The 15123-nt window shown below is 74.9% G+C and carries 16 protein-coding genes; 5 read left to right on the plus strand and 11 right to left on the minus strand.

The genetic code is table 11. The features are described from left to right. Complete coding sequence (locus tag ACFWI8_RS11390) at positions 1-1233, plus strand: MFS transporter (RefSeq protein WP_387088702.1); 1233 nt, start codon at positions 1-3, stop codon at positions 1231-1233. 55 nt (positions 1234-1288) lie between these two features. Beyond that, positions 1289-1786 carry a DUF4442 domain-containing protein gene (locus ACFWI8_RS11395; RefSeq protein ID WP_387088705.1) on the plus strand — a complete coding sequence of 166 codons (498 nt, stop codon included), beginning with the start codon at positions 1289-1291 and terminating at the stop codon, positions 1784-1786. Here ACFWI8_RS11395 and ACFWI8_RS11400 read toward each other — a convergent pair. The 3 genes from ACFWI8_RS11400 to ACFWI8_RS11410 form a co-directional block, all read right to left on the minus strand. After that, positions 1747-2412: a response regulator gene (locus ACFWI8_RS11400; RefSeq protein ID WP_387088708.1), complete on the minus strand. Its 666-nt coding sequence runs from the start codon at positions 2410-2412 to the stop codon at positions 1747-1749. The two genes, ACFWI8_RS11395 and ACFWI8_RS11400, sit on opposite strands and share 40 nt — an antisense overlap. Continuing rightward, the gene (locus tag ACFWI8_RS11405; RefSeq protein ID WP_387088711.1) at positions 2409-3611 is read right to left on the minus strand and encodes a sensor histidine kinase; all 1203 of its coding nucleotides are present in this window, start codon (positions 3609-3611) and stop codon (positions 2409-2411) included. The genes ACFWI8_RS11400 and ACFWI8_RS11405 overlap by 4 nt, the downstream gene beginning before the upstream one ends. A gap of 87 nt (positions 3612-3698) precedes the next feature. Continuing rightward, positions 3699-5000, minus strand: a complete 1302-nt coding sequence (locus ACFWI8_RS11410; protein ID WP_387088714.1) for a geranylgeranyl reductase family protein — start codon at positions 4998-5000, stop codon at positions 3699-3701. A gap of 110 nt (positions 5001-5110) precedes the next feature. On the opposite strand from ACFWI8_RS11410, the gene ACFWI8_RS11415 reads away from it, so the two are divergent. Then, positions 5111-6487, plus strand: coding sequence for a dipeptidase (locus ACFWI8_RS11415; RefSeq protein ID WP_387088717.1), 1377 nt, complete (start codon positions 5111-5113; stop codon positions 6485-6487). Between the two features lie 28 nt (positions 6488-6515). Here ACFWI8_RS11415 and ACFWI8_RS11420 read toward each other — a convergent pair whose 3' ends face one another. The 5 genes from ACFWI8_RS11420 to ACFWI8_RS11440 form a co-directional block, all read right to left on the minus strand. After that, positions 6516-7064: a hypothetical protein gene (locus tag ACFWI8_RS11420; protein ID WP_387088719.1), complete on the minus strand. Its 549-nt coding sequence runs from the start codon at positions 7062-7064 to the stop codon at positions 6516-6518. A gap of 114 nt (positions 7065-7178) precedes the next feature. Beyond that, the gene (locus ACFWI8_RS11425; RefSeq protein WP_387088722.1) at positions 7179-7874 is read right to left on the minus strand and encodes a class F sortase; all 696 of its coding nucleotides are present in this window, start codon (positions 7872-7874) and stop codon (positions 7179-7181) included. 119 nt (positions 7875-7993) lie between these two features. Next, the gene (locus tag ACFWI8_RS11430; RefSeq protein ID WP_387088725.1) at positions 7994-9016 is read right to left on the minus strand and encodes an NUDIX domain-containing protein; all 1023 of its coding nucleotides are present in this window, start codon (positions 9014-9016) and stop codon (positions 7994-7996) included. Between the two features lie 29 nt (positions 9017-9045). Continuing rightward, on the minus strand, positions 9046-10011 hold the full coding sequence (locus ACFWI8_RS11435) for an ROK family protein (protein ID WP_387088728.1): 966 nt from the start codon (positions 10009-10011) through the stop codon (positions 9046-9048). An 85-nt stretch (positions 10012-10096) separates the two neighbouring features. Beyond that, positions 10097-11398 carry a DUF6986 family protein gene (locus ACFWI8_RS11440; RefSeq protein ID WP_387088731.1) on the minus strand — a complete coding sequence of 434 codons (1302 nt, stop codon included), beginning with the start codon at positions 11396-11398 and terminating at the stop codon, positions 10097-10099. A 227-nt stretch (positions 11399-11625) separates the two neighbouring features. Here ACFWI8_RS11440 and ACFWI8_RS11445 point away from each other — a divergent pair, with 227 nt between their 5' ends. Next, positions 11626-11844, plus strand: a complete 219-nt coding sequence (locus tag ACFWI8_RS11445; RefSeq protein WP_387088734.1) for a hypothetical protein — start codon at positions 11626-11628, stop codon at positions 11842-11844. A gap of 41 nt (positions 11845-11885) precedes the next feature. Here the strand turns inward: ACFWI8_RS11445 and ACFWI8_RS11450 are convergent, their stop codons facing one another. The 3 genes from ACFWI8_RS11450 to ACFWI8_RS11460 all read right to left on the minus strand — a co-directional run bounded on the left by ACFWI8_RS11450 (position 11886) and on the right by ACFWI8_RS11460 (position 14182). After that, entirely contained in the window at positions 11886-12848 is a 963-nt protein-coding gene (locus ACFWI8_RS11450) for an electron transfer flavoprotein subunit alpha/FixB family protein (protein WP_387088737.1), read from the minus strand. Between the two features lie 61 nt (positions 12849-12909). Continuing rightward, positions 12910-13695: an electron transfer flavoprotein subunit beta/FixA family protein gene (locus tag ACFWI8_RS11455; protein ID WP_387088740.1), complete on the minus strand. Its 786-nt coding sequence runs from the start codon at positions 13693-13695 to the stop codon at positions 12910-12912. A 151-nt stretch (positions 13696-13846) separates the two neighbouring features. Beyond that, a complete protein-coding gene (locus ACFWI8_RS11460; protein WP_387088743.1) occupies positions 13847-14182 on the minus strand; it encodes a TlpA family protein disulfide reductase in 336 nt (111 codons plus the stop codon). Positions 14183-14374: 192 nt separating this feature from the next. On the opposite strand from ACFWI8_RS11460, the gene ACFWI8_RS11465 reads away from it, so the two are divergent. Beyond that, the gene (locus ACFWI8_RS11465; RefSeq protein ID WP_387088746.1) at positions 14375-15088 is read left to right on the plus strand and encodes a lysophospholipid acyltransferase family protein; all 714 of its coding nucleotides are present in this window, start codon (positions 14375-14377) and stop codon (positions 15086-15088) included. The last annotated feature ends 35 nt before the right edge of the window (positions 15089-15123 follow it).

Below are 15123 nucleotides of genomic sequence, written 5' to 3' on the forward strand. Positions count from 1 at the left end.
GTGCCTCCGATGAACAAACGCAGGGCCGTGTCGACCTCGCGTGTGCGGCGGGGGGTGGCGCCTCGGGTGGTGGTGGAGCCGGGGGCGCGTCGTCTCAGGGCGGCGTTGACCGTCTTCTTCGCGCTCGACGGTTTCGTGTTCGCGGGCTGGGTGGTGCGCATCCCGGCGGTGAAGGAGCAGACGGGCGCGTCGTCGAGCGCGCTCGGCCTGGCGCTGCTCGGGGTCTCGGTCGGGGCCGTGGTCACCATGATGCTGGCCGGGCGGCTGTGTCAGCGGTTCGGGGCGCATCCGGTGACGGTGGGCGCCGCCGTGGTGCTCTCGGCGAGCGTCGCGTTGCCGCCGCACGCGCGGTCGCCGCTGGTGCTCGGCCTGGTGTTGCTGGTCTTCGGGGCGGGCTTCGGGGCGTTGAACGTGGCCGCCAACAGCGCCGCGGTGGACGTGGTGGCGGCGTTGGGGCGGCCGGTGATGCCGAGCTTCCACGCGGCCTACAGCCTGGGCGGCATGGTGGGTGCCGGGCTCGGTGGCCTGGTGGCCGGGCAGGTGAGCGCGGCGCGCCACCTGGGCGCCCTGGCGGTGTTCGGGGTGGCGGTGGCGGCGCTGGCGGCGCGTTCCCTGTTGGCCGCGCCGGCGCCGCGCGGGCCGGCACCCGACGACGCGACGGCCGGGCCGGGGGCGGGCGGCGCGGGGGCGCGCTGGCTGGTGCTGGTGCTCGGTCTGATCGCGCTGTGCACCGCCTACGGCGAGGGCGCGCTGGCGGACTGGAGCGCGTTGCACCTGCGGGAGTCGCTGGACGCGGGCGTGGGGCTCGCGGCGGCGGGCTACTCGGTCTTCGCGATGGCCATGACGGTGGGCCGGCTGACCGGCTCCGCGCTGCTGGAGCGGCTCGGTCAGACCCGGGCGCTGGTGGCGGGTGGCGGCACGGCCGCGGTGGGGATGCTGTTGGGGGCGTGGGGGCCGACGGTGTGGCTGGTGCTGCTGGGCTTCGTGATCACGGGCCTCGGGCTGGCGAACATCTTCCCGGTGGCCATCGCCCGGGCCGGGGCGCTGGCCGGCCCGCGGGGGGTGGCCGCCGCCTCGACGCTCGGCTACGGCGGGTTCCTGCTGGGCCCGGTGGCCATCGGCTTCCTCGCCGACTGGTTCTCGTTGGCGACGGCGATGACGACGGTGGCGCTGCTCGCGGCGGTGGCCGCGGCGACGGCCCAGTTGGCGCGGCGGCCGATCCAGTCGGGCTGATTCCCGCGCCGGACCCGTTGTTACTATCCAGTAACCAGCGTGGTAGCTTCGCGCCATGGCACGTTCTCTCAGTCCGAGGACCCTGCGGCGTCTGATGCGTTGGTGGCCGCCCTACCGGTCCGCCGGGATCAGGGTGCTCGACATCTCGGACGACTGGAGCGGCGCCCGGGTCATGCTGCGGCTCGGGCGGTTCAACCGGAACTACTTCGGGACGCAGTTCGGCGGCTCGCTCTACTCGATGTGCGACCCGTTCTTCGCCCTGCTGGTGCTGCACCGGCTCGGCCCCGGCTACGTGGTGTGGGACAAGGCCGCGGAGATCGACTACGTCTCCCCCGGCCGCGGCCACGTGTTCGTCGAGTTCGAGGTGTCCGAGGACCGGGTGTCCGAGATCAGGGCGGCCACCGCCGACGGCGGCAGGGCGCTGCCGTGGTTCGACTGCACCGTGGCCGCCGCCGACGGCACGGTGGTGGCGAAGGTGCGCAAGCAGCTGTACGTGCGGCGCAAGGCGGCGGCTCAGCCCAGCCAGCCGGGGCGCACCAGACCCGACTCGTAGGCCAGCACCACGAGTTGCGCCCGGTCGCGGGCGCCGAGCTTCACCATGGCCCGGCTGACGTGGGTCTTGGCGGTGAGCGGCGAGACGACGAGCCGGCGCGCGATCTCCTCGTTGGACAGGCCGATGCCGACCAGCGCCATCACCTCCCGTTCCCGCTCGGTGAGTTCGGTGAGGCTCACGGCACCGGCCGGCGGTTTGGACCGCGCGGCGAACTCGGCGATCAGCCGGCGGGTGGCGCCGGGCGACAGCAACGCGTCGCCGGCGACCACGGCCCGCACGGCGCGCAGCAGTTCGTCGGGTTCGGTGTCCTTCACCAGGAAGCCGGAGGCCCCGGAGCGGATGGCCTCGAAGACGTACTCGTCGAGCTCGAACGTCGTGAGCATCACCACCCGCACCCCGTCGAGTTCCGGTTCCCCGGTGATACGGCGGGTGGCGGCGAGGCCGTCGAGCACCGGCATCCGGATGTCCATCAGGACGAGGTCGGGCCGGTGCCGGCGGGTGAGCGCGACGGCCTCGTCCCCGTCCGCCGCCTCGGCGACCACGGTGACGTCGGGTTGGGCGTCGAGCAGGGCGCGGAAGCCGGCCCTGACCAGCACCTGGTCGTCGGCGAGCAGGACGCGGATCACGTGGTCTCCCGGTGGTCGGGCGGCGTCGCCTGGTCGGGCGCGGCGCGGGGCAGCCTGGCGTCGACACGGAAGCCGCCGTCCGGTCTCGGGCCGGCCGTCACGGTGCCGCCGAGCGCCGCCGCCCGCTCGCGCATGCCGATCAGGCCGTTGCCCGTGCCGGCGCCGGAGCCGGTGGCCGGCCCCTCGTCGTCGATCCTGATGTCCAGCAGGCCGGGGGCGTAGCGCAGCCGCACCTGGGCGGCGCGGGATCCGGAGTGCCGCACGATGTTGGTCAGCGCCTCCTGGACGATCCGGAAGGCGGCGAGGTCGGCGCCCGGGGGCAGCGGCGCGGGGGTGCCCTCGGTGCTGGTCTCGACGCGCAGCCCGGCGTGGGCGGCCTGCTCGGCGAGGTCGGGCAGCCGGTCGAGGCCGGGGGCCGGAGCCCGTGGTGCCGCGCCTGGCGCGCGGAGCGTGTCGAGCACCTGGCGCACCTCCCCCAGCGCCTCCCGGCTGGCGGACTTGATGGTGGCCAGCGCGGCGCGGGTCTGTTCGGGGTCGGAGTCCAGCAGCGCGAGCCCCATGCCGGCCTGCACGTTGATCACCGAGATGCTGTGGGCGAGGACGTCGTGCAGCTCCCGCGCGATCCGCAGACGCTCCTCGTCGGCGCGGCGCCGCTCGGCCGCCACCCGCTCGGCCCGCTCGGCGGCCCGCTGCGCGCGGCGGATCCGCGCGGTCTCGGAGATCGCGAGCACGGCCACCATCCAGGCGGTCGCGGCGACCGCCTGCCCCCAGTCGAGGGAGCGGCCGGCGGTGACCAGCACCCCCGCCCAGAGCAGCGCCATCGCGACGGCCGCGGCCCGCCGGTGCCCGGCGGTCACGGCGTGGAAGGCGGCGACGGCGGGGCTGAGGAAGACCGGGCCGTAGGGGTGGTCGAGGGCCAGGTAGGCCACGGTCACCGTCACGCAGCCGAAGGCGGCGAACCGGGGCAGGGCACGGCGGGTGAGCAGCAGGAGCGGCCCGGCGAGGAGCAGCAGCTGGCCGACGGTGCCCAGGTCGGCGCGGTCCGGCTGGCCGTGCGCGGCGAATCCGGAGCCGACGAGCTGGACCAGCGCGACGGCGACGGTGGACGGCCAGGGCAGCGCGGCGAGCGCCGCGAGCTGGCGGGCCCGCCGGGGCCCGGCCGTCCCGGCGTCGGGTGGGGCCGCGCGGTGGATGGTCACCCGTCCACGCTAGCCCGGCGGCGCGGCGCCGAGCGTCCGCCTGCAGTGGGCCCCCGACGTACTCCCGGCGGAGTACCGCCCCGCGCGTCAGGCGCCGGGCCGGTCCGGCGCCTTCGGTGTCTCGTCCGGCTCGGGGCGTCCGGCGCGGTCCAGGGCGGACAGCGTGCGGCGGGCGACGGGGTGGGTCCGCACGATGCCGGCCAGCGTGGTGGAGCCCCTGGTTATCTGGGCGAACACGGTCCACGCCGGCCGGAACCCGACCAGCGCCGTGTGCAGCAGCCGGGGCCGCTGCGCGAAGACGGACAGCAGCCGGCGGCCGACGCCCATCTCGACGCCGAGGCCGCTCTTGATGGCGAAGGTGTAGTTGAGGGCCTGCCGCCGCGCGTCCACCGCGTCGTTGGCCTCGGCGATGCGCACCGCCCACTGGCCGGCGAGCCGGCCGGAGCGCAGCGCGAAGGAGATGCCCTCCCTGGTCCAGGGCTCGAGCAGCCCCGCCGCGTCGCCGCACACCAGCACCCGACCGCGGGACAGCGGCGAGTCGTCGGTGCGGCAGCGCGTGAGGTGGCCGGAGGAGACGCTGGGCTCGAACCCGGCGAGCCCGAGCCTGGCCACGAAGTCCTCCAGGTACCGCTTGGTGGCCGCGCCCTCGCCGCGGGCCGAGATCACGCCCACGGTCAGCGTGTCGCCCTTGGGGAAGACCCAGCCGTAGGAGCCCGGCAGCGGCCCCCAGTCGATCAGCACCCTGCCGGCCCAGTCGCCGGCCACCTCGGGCGGCACCGGGATCTCCGACTCGAGGCCCAGGTCGACCTGCTCGAGCCGCACTCCGACGTGGGCCCCTATCCGGCTTGCGCTCCCGTCCGCGCCGACCACCGCCCGGGCCAGCAGGGTCTCGCCGCCGGCCAGTACGACGGCGACGGTGCGCCGGTCGGGCACCGCGGGACCGTGTTGCTCGACCCGGGTGACGGTGGCGCCGGTGCGCAGCTCGGCGCCCGCCTTGACCGCGGCCTCGACCAGGCGCTGGTCGAACTCGGGCCGGTTGACCAGGCCGAACAGCATCCGCTTGGAGCGGCGGGTGCGCGCCAGGCGGCCGTTGAGCGAGAAGGTGACGGCGTGCACCCGGTCCTGGAGCGGGAGTTCGAAGCCCGGCGGCAGCGCGTCACGGGTGGGCCCGATGATGCCGCCGCCGCACGTCTTGTAGCGGGGCAGCTCCGCCTTCTCCAGCAGCAGCACCCGCCGACCGGTCTCGGCGGCGGCCCGGGCGGCGGAGGCTCCACCGGGGCCCGCGCCCACCACGACGACGTCCCACACCCCTCGTCCGGCTTCGTTCTCGCTGCTCACGATGTGCTTGTGCTCCCCGTCCCGTCCCGTCTTACGACCACCGCACGGCATCCTACGATCCCCCGTGCGCCGACCCCGGCTGTGGGATGATCGCGGCATCCCGACACCCCGCACCCCACGCTCGCGGGGGTACCGCGCCACGCCCTCCCGAGGAGCCTCTCATGCCGCAAGGACCGCAGCACTCCGTGATCTCCGGAACCGTCGCCGCCCTGATGCCGCGGGCCAGGGAGGAGTTGGCCGAGCTTGTGGCGTTCCGCTCGGTGGCCGACGCCGAGCAGTTCCCGCCCCGGGAGTGCGTGGCGGCGGCCGAGTGGATAGCGCGGGCGCTGCTCGACGAGGGCTTCGGCGACGTGCGGCTGTTGGAGACGCCCGACGGGACGGTGTCCGTGTACGGCGAGCTGGCCGGGCCCGAGGGGGCGCCGACCGTGCTGCTGTACGCGCACTACGACGTGCAGCCCCCGCTGGACGAGGCGGCCTGGACCTCGCCGCCGTTCGAGCTGACCGAGCGGGACGGCCGCTGGTACGGGCGGGGTGCGGCGGACTGCAAGGGCGGGGTGCTGATGCACCTGCTCGCGCTGCGCGCGCTGCGGGCCAACGGCGGGGTGCCGGTGGGGATCAAGGTGATCGTGGAGGGTTCCGAGGAGCAGGGCACGGGCGGGCTGGAGCGGTACGCCGAGCAGCACCCGGAGCTGCTGACGGCCGACGCGATCGTGATCGGCGACACCGGCAACTTCCGGGCCGGTCAGCCGACGGTGACGGCGATCCTGCGTGGCATGGCCATGGTGCGGGTCCAGGTGGACACGCTCGAGGGCAACCTGCACTCGGGGGCGTTCGGCGGGGCCGCCCCGGACGCGCTGGCCGCGTTGATCCGGCTGCTCGACTCGCTGCGCGACGAGGACGGTTCGACCGTCGTCGACGGTCTCGCCGGGGACGGCCGGTGGGCGGGGACGGAGTACCCGGAGGAGGCGTTCCGGGCGGACGCCGGGGTGTTGGACGGCGTCGAGCTGATCGGCTCGGGGTCGGTCGCCGACCGGCTGTGGGCGCGGCCCGCGGTGACGGTGCTCGGCATCGACTGCCCGCCCGTGGTGGGGGCCACCCCGTCGGTGCAGGCCAGCGCCAGGGCGCTGGTGAGCCTGCGGGTGCCGCCCGGCGTGGACGCCTCGGCGGCCAGCGAGCTGCTGGCGGAGCACCTGAAGGCCAGGGCCCCGTGGGGCGCGAGGGTGACGGTGCGGGCCACCGGCGAGGGCCAGCCGTTCCGGGCCGACACCGCCAGCCCGGCCTACGCGTCGATGGCCGCCGCGATGCGCGAGGCGTACGACGGGGTGGAGATGGCCGTGGTGGGCCAGGGTGGCTCCATCCCGCTGACCAGCACCCTGGCCGGGCTCTACCCGAAGGCTGAGATCCTGCTGATCGGTCTGAGCGAGCCGGCGGCGCGGATCCACGCCGTGGACGAGAGCGTCTCGCCCGAGGAGTTGGAGCGGATGTCGGTGGCCGAGGCCCTGTTCCTCGCCCGGTACGCGGCGGCCGCCAGGGGCTGAGCCGGGGCCACCGGCGGCTGAGGGGCCCTCAGTGAGGGCGGCTGGCACGGCGCCTGATGACGACCACGGCCGCGGTCACGGCGGCCATGCAGAGCCCGGCCCCGGAAAGCAGCATGGTCGGGTCCTCGGAGTCGGAACCGCCGCCGACGCCGGCCTGGGCGCCGCGGGTGGGCAGCGTCGTCGAGCTGGTCGTGGTGGACGCGGTCGGACTCGGCGACGCGGTGGGCGAGACGATGGTGAGGGTGGTGCTGCCCGTCTCCGCGCCGCAGGCGAAGGTGACCGTGAACCGGGCGCCGACCCGGGCCTCGGCGTCGACGGTGGTGCGGGCCGACTGGGTCTCCCCCGGCATGCCGAGGGTGACCCGGTCGAAGACGGCGGACTCGGCGGTGGCCTCGAACTCGGTGCAGCCGGTGACGGTCAGGTCGACGGCGCCGCCCGGCGTGACCGACTGCGGGGAGAGGCTGAACCCGAAGGTGTCGGCCTGGGCCGGTGCCAGCGCGTGCGCGGCGGGCGCACTCGACGCGAGCACGATCGCGCCCAACCCGGCGGCGGCCAGTGCGGTTCGCGGTGTGGTCATCGGAATGGCTCCTTCGTGGGAGGTGCGCGTCGCCCCGGATGCCGACGTTAGGCACCGGTCCCGCGCGGCACCGCCCGGGAGCGGCAGCCGGGTGAGGGGGCTGCGCCGTCCGGGTCAGCGACTGCCCGTCAGGCGCGCGAAGACCACCACGTTCCCGCTGTATCCGGTGGCCTCGTCGAAGGTGCCGCCGCAGGTGATGACGCGCAGTTCCGCGCCGCCCGCGTGGCGGTAGACGTCCTCCGGCACGTACCCCTTGTCGTAGACGGCGACGTCGTAGACGGTGAACCGCACCGTGCGCCGGTCCTCGCGCGTGACCTCCACGGTGTCGCCTGGGCGCAGGGCGCCGAGGCCGTAGAACACGGCGGGCCCCTTGGCGTTGTCGACGTGTCCGACGAGAACGGCCGCGCCGGCCGCGCCGGGCGGCGGGGCACCGTCGTACCAGCCGGCGACGTTTCCGGCCTCCGGCGGGGGCGATTCGAGCCAGCCCTCGGGGTCGAGGCCGACCCGGGAGAGCGGGGCGGCGACGTCGATGGCCGGTATGGAGAGCCAGGTGGGCTCGGCGGGCGGCAGCGGGTCGGCGGCGACGCCGGCGGGCGCGGAGGGCACGTGTCCGGCGTCCCGCCGGGCGGCCGGCTGCGGGGGCCCGGCCGGTTCCTCGGCGCCGGCGAACAGCATCGACAGGCCGAGGGCCAGGACGGCCGAGGACGCGGCGAGCGCGGCTCGGACGCCCCAGCCGGACGGCTCGTCACCGCCGAACGGGGTGGCGTGGAGGCCCGGCGCGGGCCCGGCTATGGACTCCGGTATGCGCATGGCGGTCACCGCTCGTGCCAGGGGCCCCGTGCGGGGTCCTTCACCGTCACGCTAGAGCGGTCCGTGACGCGTCGCGATTCGACGCGGGAGGCGGCCGGCCGCCGGAACGGGCCGCGTGGTCAGGCGCCGACCGGGACACCGGCCTCCAGGTTGAGCGCCCGGCCCTGGGCGCGGGCGCGCAGCGCCCAGCGCAGCCGGGCGACCCGGTTGGGCGAGAGCAGCTGCTCGGCCTCCGCCTCGGTGGCGAAACACCAGTCGCGCAGTTCCTCGCCCGGCAGCGCCACCTCGTCGAAGCGCGCCGCGTCCAGGCGCCCGCCGTCGAACAGCAGCCGAAGACCGCCGAACTGGGCCGCGGTCGGCGGCTCCCAGTCGACCACGAGCAGCGCGGGCTCGCCGGTCAGCCGCAGGCCCAGTTCCTCAGCAACCTCCCGGACCGCCGCCCGGGCCGGGGCCTCGCCCGGCTCCACCACGCCGCCGGGGAACTCCCAGCCGGCCTTGTAGGTGGGGTCGACCAGCAGCACCCGGTCCCGGTCGTCGAAGAGCAGCACGCCGGCGGCGAGCGTCTGGGCACGCGGCGGCGGCGTCTGCACGATCCGGCAGACCCCCTCGCCGCGCCGGACGGCGTCGGCCAGCAGCTCCGCCGTCTGACGCGGGGTCAACCGCGAGGTGTCGACGGTGTGCGCGTCGGCGCTCAGCCAGTCGAGCGCGGCGTCGTACTGGGGCAGGTGCCCGAGACACCAGTTGCGCACCGCGTCGCCGTCGCTGGCGGCGCGCTGGTCTATCCGGGCCCGCAGAAACGTTTCGTCGGGGCGGAGGAGGAAGTGCTGGACAGGGATCCGACGCGCGGCGAGGCCACCGAAGATCTCGTCCCGGTACTGCTGGACCAGCAGGGTCATGGGCGCGATCAGCGGCCCCGGGATCTCCGCCAGCAGCGCCACGGCGGTGTCCACCACAAGACGCCGCCAGGCGGGCAGGTCCTGGACGTCGTCCACTTGGGCCAACCGCTCTTTGGGCAGCATCTTCCACAGCTCCCCGCCGACCAGGTCCGGGTCGTAGAGCGTGCTGCCCGGCAGCAGGTGGAGGAGTTCGTGCGCCGCCGTGGTCTTGCCGGCGCCGAACGCCCCGTTCAGCCAGATGATCACTTAATCCCCCTCCTTCTTCGCCCTTGCTGTCAGTTGCCCGCTTCCCCCAGGATCAAAAACGTATCCGGATCACTCCAGCAGGCCGCCGCGGCGCCGACCAGGCCGGCGTCCGTGCCGAGCTGCGCCGGCACCACCTCCAGGTCGCTGACGTACGGCAGGGTGGCGTACTCGCGCAGGGCACGGCGCAGCGGGCCGAACAGCACCTCGCCCGCCTGGCTCACCCCGCCGCCGACGACGACGGTCTCGATCTCCACCAGGGTGGCGGTGGCGGCGATGCCGGCGGCCAGGGCACGGGCCGACCGGTCGTAGGCCTCCAGGGCCATCGGGTCGCCGGCGGCCGCCGCGCGGGCCACGCCGGCGGCGGTGGCGTCCCCGTCCGGCCCGGCCGGGCGCCAGCCGGCGGCCTGGGCGTACCGGGCGATGTTGGTGCCGCTGGCGATGCGCTCCACGCAGCCGCGGCCGCCGCAGGGACAGAGGTCACCGTTGAAGTCGACACTGATGTGACCGATGTGGCCGGCGTTGCCGGTCGGCCCCGGTCTGAGCCGGCCGTCGACGATCAGTCCGCCGCCGACGCCGGTGGACACCACCATGCACAGGGCGTTGGAACGGCCGCGGGCGGCGCCCACCCAGTGCTCGCCCGCGGCGATGGCGGCGCCGTCCCCCACGAGGGTGATCGGGAGGTCGCCGGTGAGCTTGCGGACGCCGTCGACGAGCGGGAAGTCGCGCCAGGCGGGGATGTTGACCGGGCTGACCGTGCCGTTGCGCGCGTCGACCGGGCCGGCGCTGCCGATGCCGACCGCCACGGCCCTGGGCCAGAGCTCGTGCTCGGTCAGCTGGGCGACGACGTCGGTCACGGACCGCAACACGCTCTCCGCGGACTCCCGGGCCCTGGTCGGGCCCTGGACGCGGTGGAGCAGGTCCCCGGTGCCGTCCACGAGGGCACCGGCGACTTTGGTGCCGCCGATGTCGACGGCGGCGACAAGATCAGTGGTCATGGGCAGGAAGCCTGATCCGTGCCGGCCCGGCTTGTCCAGTCGGATCATGGTGAGTTACGCGACGCCCCGGGCGCCGGGGCCGGGTTCAGACGCCCCGGCGGCCGGCCAGGGTGGCGAGTTGGGCGCGGCTCAGGCCGGTACGGTCAGTGATCTCGGCGAGGTCGAGCGCCCCGCAGTCCAGGCCGCGGAGCAGGAAGCCGCCGAGGGCCCGGGCGGTGGCGGGCTCGTCGAGCACGGCGGGGGGCGGGCCGCCCGCGGCGCCGTGCCCGGCCGTGCCGGCGTAGGCGGCGAGGCGGGCGGCCGCGGAGTCGAGGCCGGCGCGGTGGAAGGCGTAGACGGCGGCGTAACGGGTGGGCAGGTGGCCGGGGTGCATGTCCCAGCCCTGGTAGTAGCCGCGGGCCAGGGCGCGGCCGACGAGGCCGTGGTGGAGGCGCCAGGCGGCGTGCACCTGGGCGGTGTCGCCGGTGGGCAGGACGTTGGTCGAGCCGTCGGAGAGGCGGACGCCGGTGCCGGCGGCGGCGACCTGCATGACCGCCTTGGCGTGGTCGGCCGCCGGATGGTCGGGGGCCTGGTGCGCGGCGCTGATCCCGAGGGCGGCGCTGTAGTCGAAGGTGCCGTAGTGCAGCGCGGTGGCGCGGCCCTCGGCGGCGTCGATCAGCCGGGCGACGGTGGCGGTTCCGTCGGGGCCGAGGATGGACTGGCTGGTCTCGATCTGGATCTCGAAGCCGAGCCGGCCAGGCGGCAGGCCGGCGGCGGTCTCGAACTCGCGGCAGAGGGTGGCCATGGCGGTGACCTGCTCGGGTCGGGAGACCTTGGGCAGGGTGACGGCGAGGCCGGCGGGGAGCGGGCCGGTGGCCAGCAGGGTGGTCAGGAAGATGTCGAGGGTGCGGATGCCGCGGTCGCGGACGGCGGCCTCCAGGCACTTCATGCGCAGGCCGACGAACGGGGGCGCGGTGCCGTCGGCGGTGGCGCGGGCGACGAGCCGGGCGGCGCGGGCGGCGTCGGCGTCCTCCTCGTCGTCGGGTCGTGGGCCGTAGCCGTCCTCGAAGTCGATCCTGAGGTCCTCGACGGGCTCGGCGCCCAGCTTCGCGAGGACGCGCTGGTGGACGGGGTCGGCCAGGGACGCGGGGAGGCCGAGCGTTTCGGCGAGGGAGGCGGCGTCCGGGGCGTGCGCGGCGAGCAGGGCGAGGGCCTGTTCGCCCCACTCGCGGGTGGTGTCGGCGGTGAACCGGTCGGCGGGGACGTAGACGGTGTGCACGGGCTGGCGGGTGCCGGCGTCACCCGGATAGCGGCGGGCGAGGTCGGCGTCGACGTCGGCGAGGGAGGCGGCGACGCCGGCGGTGACCGCCGCCGTCAGGGTGGTCGTCACCGGTGTCCGCTGAGCCATCCGCACCACTCCGCCCCGCGCGTTTCAACATTACGTTGAAGAATTCGGTGGACAGAAGCTAACCGGCGACCGGCTGGAAACACAACAGTCCGCACGTCATGCCCTGTTCACGGCGGGCGAGCCGATCGACGCCGAGCGTTGACCGGCGGGCAAAGGCCGTGTCACGCGGCTGCCGGACGCTGGTGACGAGGGGGGGATCACCGAACGGTCAACCGACGGAGGAGACCATGGAGTACTACCAGCTGCTGGCCGGGCTGGCCATCGGCCGGCTCAACGAGGACGACGGCAGCGGCCCGCCGCCTGCGGTGCCGGGGCACGAGTTGGACCGGCGGGCGAGCCGGCCGTCGGACGCCGCCGCGAGCCCGGGGCTCGCGGGTCCTGGACGGCGGCGACGCGGCCGGTTCCGCGGCCGTACGCGCGGCGCGGCACCCGCGACCGTCACCTGAGGGTGACGCGCGGGCGCCGCGCGGGCCCGTGGGGGCTGGGTTCAGCCCTTGCGGGCCTTCACCTCGTCGGTGAGCGCCGGGACGACGTCGAAGAGGTCGCCGACCACGCCGTAGTCGGCGAGCTCGAAGATGGGCGCCTCGGCGTCCTTGTTGACGGCGACGATCGTCTTGGAGGTCTGCATGCCGGCGCGGTGCTGGATGGCGCCGGAGATGCCGACCGCGATGTAGAGCTGCGGCGAGACCGTCTTGCCGGTCTGGCCGACCTGGTGCGAGTGCGGATACCAGTCGGCGTCCACGGCGGCCCGGGAGGCGCCGACGGCGGCGCCGAGGCTGTCGGCGAGCGCCTCGATCAGCGCGAAGTTCTCCGCGCCGTTCAGGCCGCGGCCGCCGGAGACGACGATGGCGGCCTCGGTGAGCTCGGGACGGCCTGTGGACTCGCGGGGGCTGCGGGAGACGACCCGGGTGCCGGTGGCGAGCGGGCCGAAGGCGACGTCGAGCGGCTCGACGGCGCCGGCCGCGGGGGCCGCCTCCACGGCGGCCGAGTTGGGCTTGACGGTGATGACCGGGGTGCCCTTGGCGACCCGGGAGGTGGTGGTGAAGGCGGCGGCGAACACGGACTGGGTGGCCACCGGGCCCGACTCGCCCGCGGTCACGTCGACGGCGTCGGTGATGAGGCCCGAGCCGATGCGGAGGGCGAGCCGGGCGGCGACCTCCTTGGCCTCGCCCGAGGAGGGCACGAGCACGGCGACCGGGGAGACGGCCCGGTAGGCGGCCTCCAGGGCGTCGACCTTGGGGACGACGAGGTAGTCGGCGAACTCGGGGGCGTCGGCGGTGAGCACGCGCACGGCGCCGTGCTCGGCCAGCAGGGGGGCCGCGATCTCGGCGCCGGGGCCGAGGACGACGGCGACCGGGTCGCCGAGGCGGCGGGCCAGGGTGAGCAGCTCCAGGGTGGGCTTGCGGACGGCGCCGTCCAGGTGGTCGGTGTAGACGAGGACTTCAGCCATGGGAATCGCGTCTCCAGCGGAAAGGTGCGGGCGGTCGGCGGGTGGACGTCGGCGGCGGCCGTCAGATGAACTTGTGCTCGGCCAGGAAGGCGGCGAGCCGCTTGCCGCCGTCTCCCTCGTCCGTAACGATCTCGCCCTTGGTGCGGGCGGGGCGCTCGGCGGCGGACTCGACGGCGGTCCAGGCGCCGGCGAGGCCTACCTCCTCGGCCTCGATGCCCAGGTCCTCCAGGTCGAGGGTCTCCAGGGGCTTCTTCTTGGCGGCCATGATGCCCTTGAAGGAGGGGTAGCGCGCCTCGCCCGACTGGTCGGTGACGGAGATGACGGCGGGCAGTTCGGCCTGCAGGCGCTCGGTTGCGGCGTCGCCGTCCCGGCGGCCCGTCACCTTCCCGTCGGCGACGGAGAGTTCGGAGAGCAGGGTGACCTGGGGGACGCCGAGGCGCTCGGCGAGCAGCGCGGGCAGCACGCCCATGCCGCCGTCGGTGGAGGCCATCCCGCAGACGACGAGGTCGTAGCCGACGTGCTCGGCGACCTTGGCGAGGACGAGCGAGGTGCCGATGACGTCGGTGCCGTGGAGGTCGTCGTCCTCGACGTGGACGGCCTTGTCGGCGCCCATGGACAGGGCCTTGCGGAGGGCGTCGGTGGCGTCCTCGGGGCCGACGGTGACGACCGTGACCTCGGCGTCGTCGGCGTCCTCGGAGATCCGGAGGGCCTGCTCGACGGCGTACTCGTCCAGCTCCGAGAGCAGCCCGTCCACGGAGTCCCGGTCGGTGGTCAGGTCGTCGGCGAACCGCCGGTCGCCGGTGGCGTCGGGCACGTACTTCACACAGACAACGATCCTCAGGCTCACGCCGGCTCTCCTACTGCTATCGGTCCGCACACGGGGCAATGGGAAGATCAACCCGGTTGTTACTGGCCAGTACAACCAAGGGTATCCCCCACAGGCAAGCATGTCGCACTGTGACCTTGCCTACGTGCGTATTGTCCGACCGGGCCGTGGATCAGCCGCTGATCGCCGCGCCCAGGGCGGCGATCACGTCGGCCCGGCGCGGCTGGCCGGCGGCGCGCCGTACCACCCGACCGCCGGCGTCCAGCACGAGCACGGTGGGGGTGCGGGAGATGCCGAGGCGACGCGTCAGGTCGAGCCGGGCCTCGGCGTCGATCTCCAGGTGCGCGACGCCGTCGACCATGGCCGCGACGTCCGCCAGGATCCGCCGGGTGGCCCGGCACGGCTGGCAGAAGGCGGAGGAGAACTGCACCAGCGTGGCCCGCCCACCCAGCGGGCCAGCGCCCAGGTCGGCGGCCGCCAGCCGGACGGGCTCTGCCGGTTCGCTCATCGTCGCCTCGCCCTCCGCTCCACCCGACGACACCTCCACCCGGCGGCAGCGCGCCGGAGTCCGGTTTCATTCCCGCCCGGATGGCTCGGCCGCGCCGGGGGACTGGCGATTCTCCCGGCTTTGGGGCACGATTCGGCCGCGCCGCAAGTTACGCAGGCGTAGGTTCGACGCACTTGAAGAGGGGCCCTCCGCATGCCAGAGTTCGTTTACCCGCCGGTCATCGCCGCAGCGCGGACGATGTTCAAGGCGCTCGACCTGCGCTTCGACATCGCCGGCAGCGAGCACGTGCCGCGCACCGGCGGGGCGGTACTGGTGAGCAACCACATCGGCTACCTGGACTTCGTCTTCGCCGGCTTCGCGGCCCGCCCGGCCCGCAGACTGGTTCGGTTCATGGCCAAGGAGTCGGTGTTCAAGCACCGCGTCTCGGGCCCGCTGATGCGGGCCATGAAGCACATCCCGGTGGACCGGGCGCAGGGCGAGGCGGCCTTCCGACACGGGCTGAAGGCTCTCAGGGACGGCGAGATAGTGGGGATCTTCCCGGAGGCCACGATCTCGGAGTCCTTCACGCTCAAGAAGTTCAAGTCGGGCGCGGCGCGGATGGCCCAGCAGGCACAGGTGCCGATCCTGCCGGTGGCCCTGTGGGGCACCCAGCGGCTGTGGACCAAGGGCCACAAGCGTGACCTGCGGCGCAACCACTTCCCGATCACCATCCGGATAGGTTCGCCGATGGCGGCCGACCCGGACGAGCCGGCGGCGACCGTCTCCGACCGGCTGCGGGAGCGCGTCCAGGAGCTGCTCGACGCCGCCCAGCGCGCCTATCCGGCCACACCGCGGAACGCGGAGGACGCGTGGTGGCTGCCGGCGCACCTGGGCGGCACGGCGCCGCCGCCGGCGCACGCGCTCTGAGCGGCGCGCGAGGTGTGCTCCGCGCCGTGCGCGGC

This window comes from Streptomyces sp. NPDC127098 (assembly GCF_042722465.1).
In the GTDB taxonomy this organism is placed as follows: Bacteria; Actinomycetota; Actinomycetes; order Streptomycetales; family Streptomycetaceae; genus Streptomyces; species Streptomyces millisiae.

What these genes read in the sequence shown, in the direction of transcription:
- ACFWI8_RS11395 (WP_387088705.1), top strand. Translation starts at nt 1,289, where the DNA reads ATGGCACGTTCTCTCAGTCCGAGGACCCTGCGGCGTCTGATGCGTTGG.
- ACFWI8_RS11410 (WP_387088714.1), bottom strand. Translation starts at nt 5,000, where the DNA reads ATGCCGTGCGGTGGTCGTAAGACGGGACGGGACGGGGAGCACAAGCAC.
- ACFWI8_RS11415 (WP_387088717.1), top strand. Translation starts at nt 5,111, where the DNA reads ATGCCGCAAGGACCGCAGCACTCCGTGATCTCCGGAACCGTCGCCGCC.
- ACFWI8_RS11420 (WP_387088719.1), bottom strand. Translation starts at nt 7,064, where the DNA reads ATGACCACACCGCGAACCGCACTGGCCGCCGCCGGGTTGGGCGCGATC.
- ACFWI8_RS11425 (WP_387088722.1), bottom strand. Translation starts at nt 7,874, where the DNA reads ATGCGCATACCGGAGTCCATAGCCGGGCCCGCGCCGGGCCTCCACGCC.
- ACFWI8_RS11435 (WP_387088728.1), bottom strand. Translation starts at nt 10,011, where the DNA reads ATGACCACTGATCTTGTCGCCGCCGTCGACATCGGCGGCACCAAAGTC.
- ACFWI8_RS11440 (WP_387088731.1), bottom strand. Translation starts at nt 11,398, where the DNA reads ATGGCTCAGCGGACACCGGTGACGACCACCCTGACGGCGGCGGTCACC.
- ACFWI8_RS11445 (WP_387088734.1), top strand. Translation starts at nt 11,626, where the DNA reads ATGGAGTACTACCAGCTGCTGGCCGGGCTGGCCATCGGCCGGCTCAAC.
- ACFWI8_RS11450 (WP_387088737.1), bottom strand. Translation starts at nt 12,848, where the DNA reads ATGGCTGAAGTCCTCGTCTACACCGACCACCTGGACGGCGCCGTCCGC.
- ACFWI8_RS11460 (WP_387088743.1), bottom strand. Translation starts at nt 14,182, where the DNA reads ATGAGCGAACCGGCAGAGCCCGTCCGGCTGGCGGCCGCCGACCTGGGC.
- ACFWI8_RS11465 (WP_387088746.1), top strand. Translation starts at nt 14,375, where the DNA reads ATGCCAGAGTTCGTTTACCCGCCGGTCATCGCCGCAGCGCGGACGATG.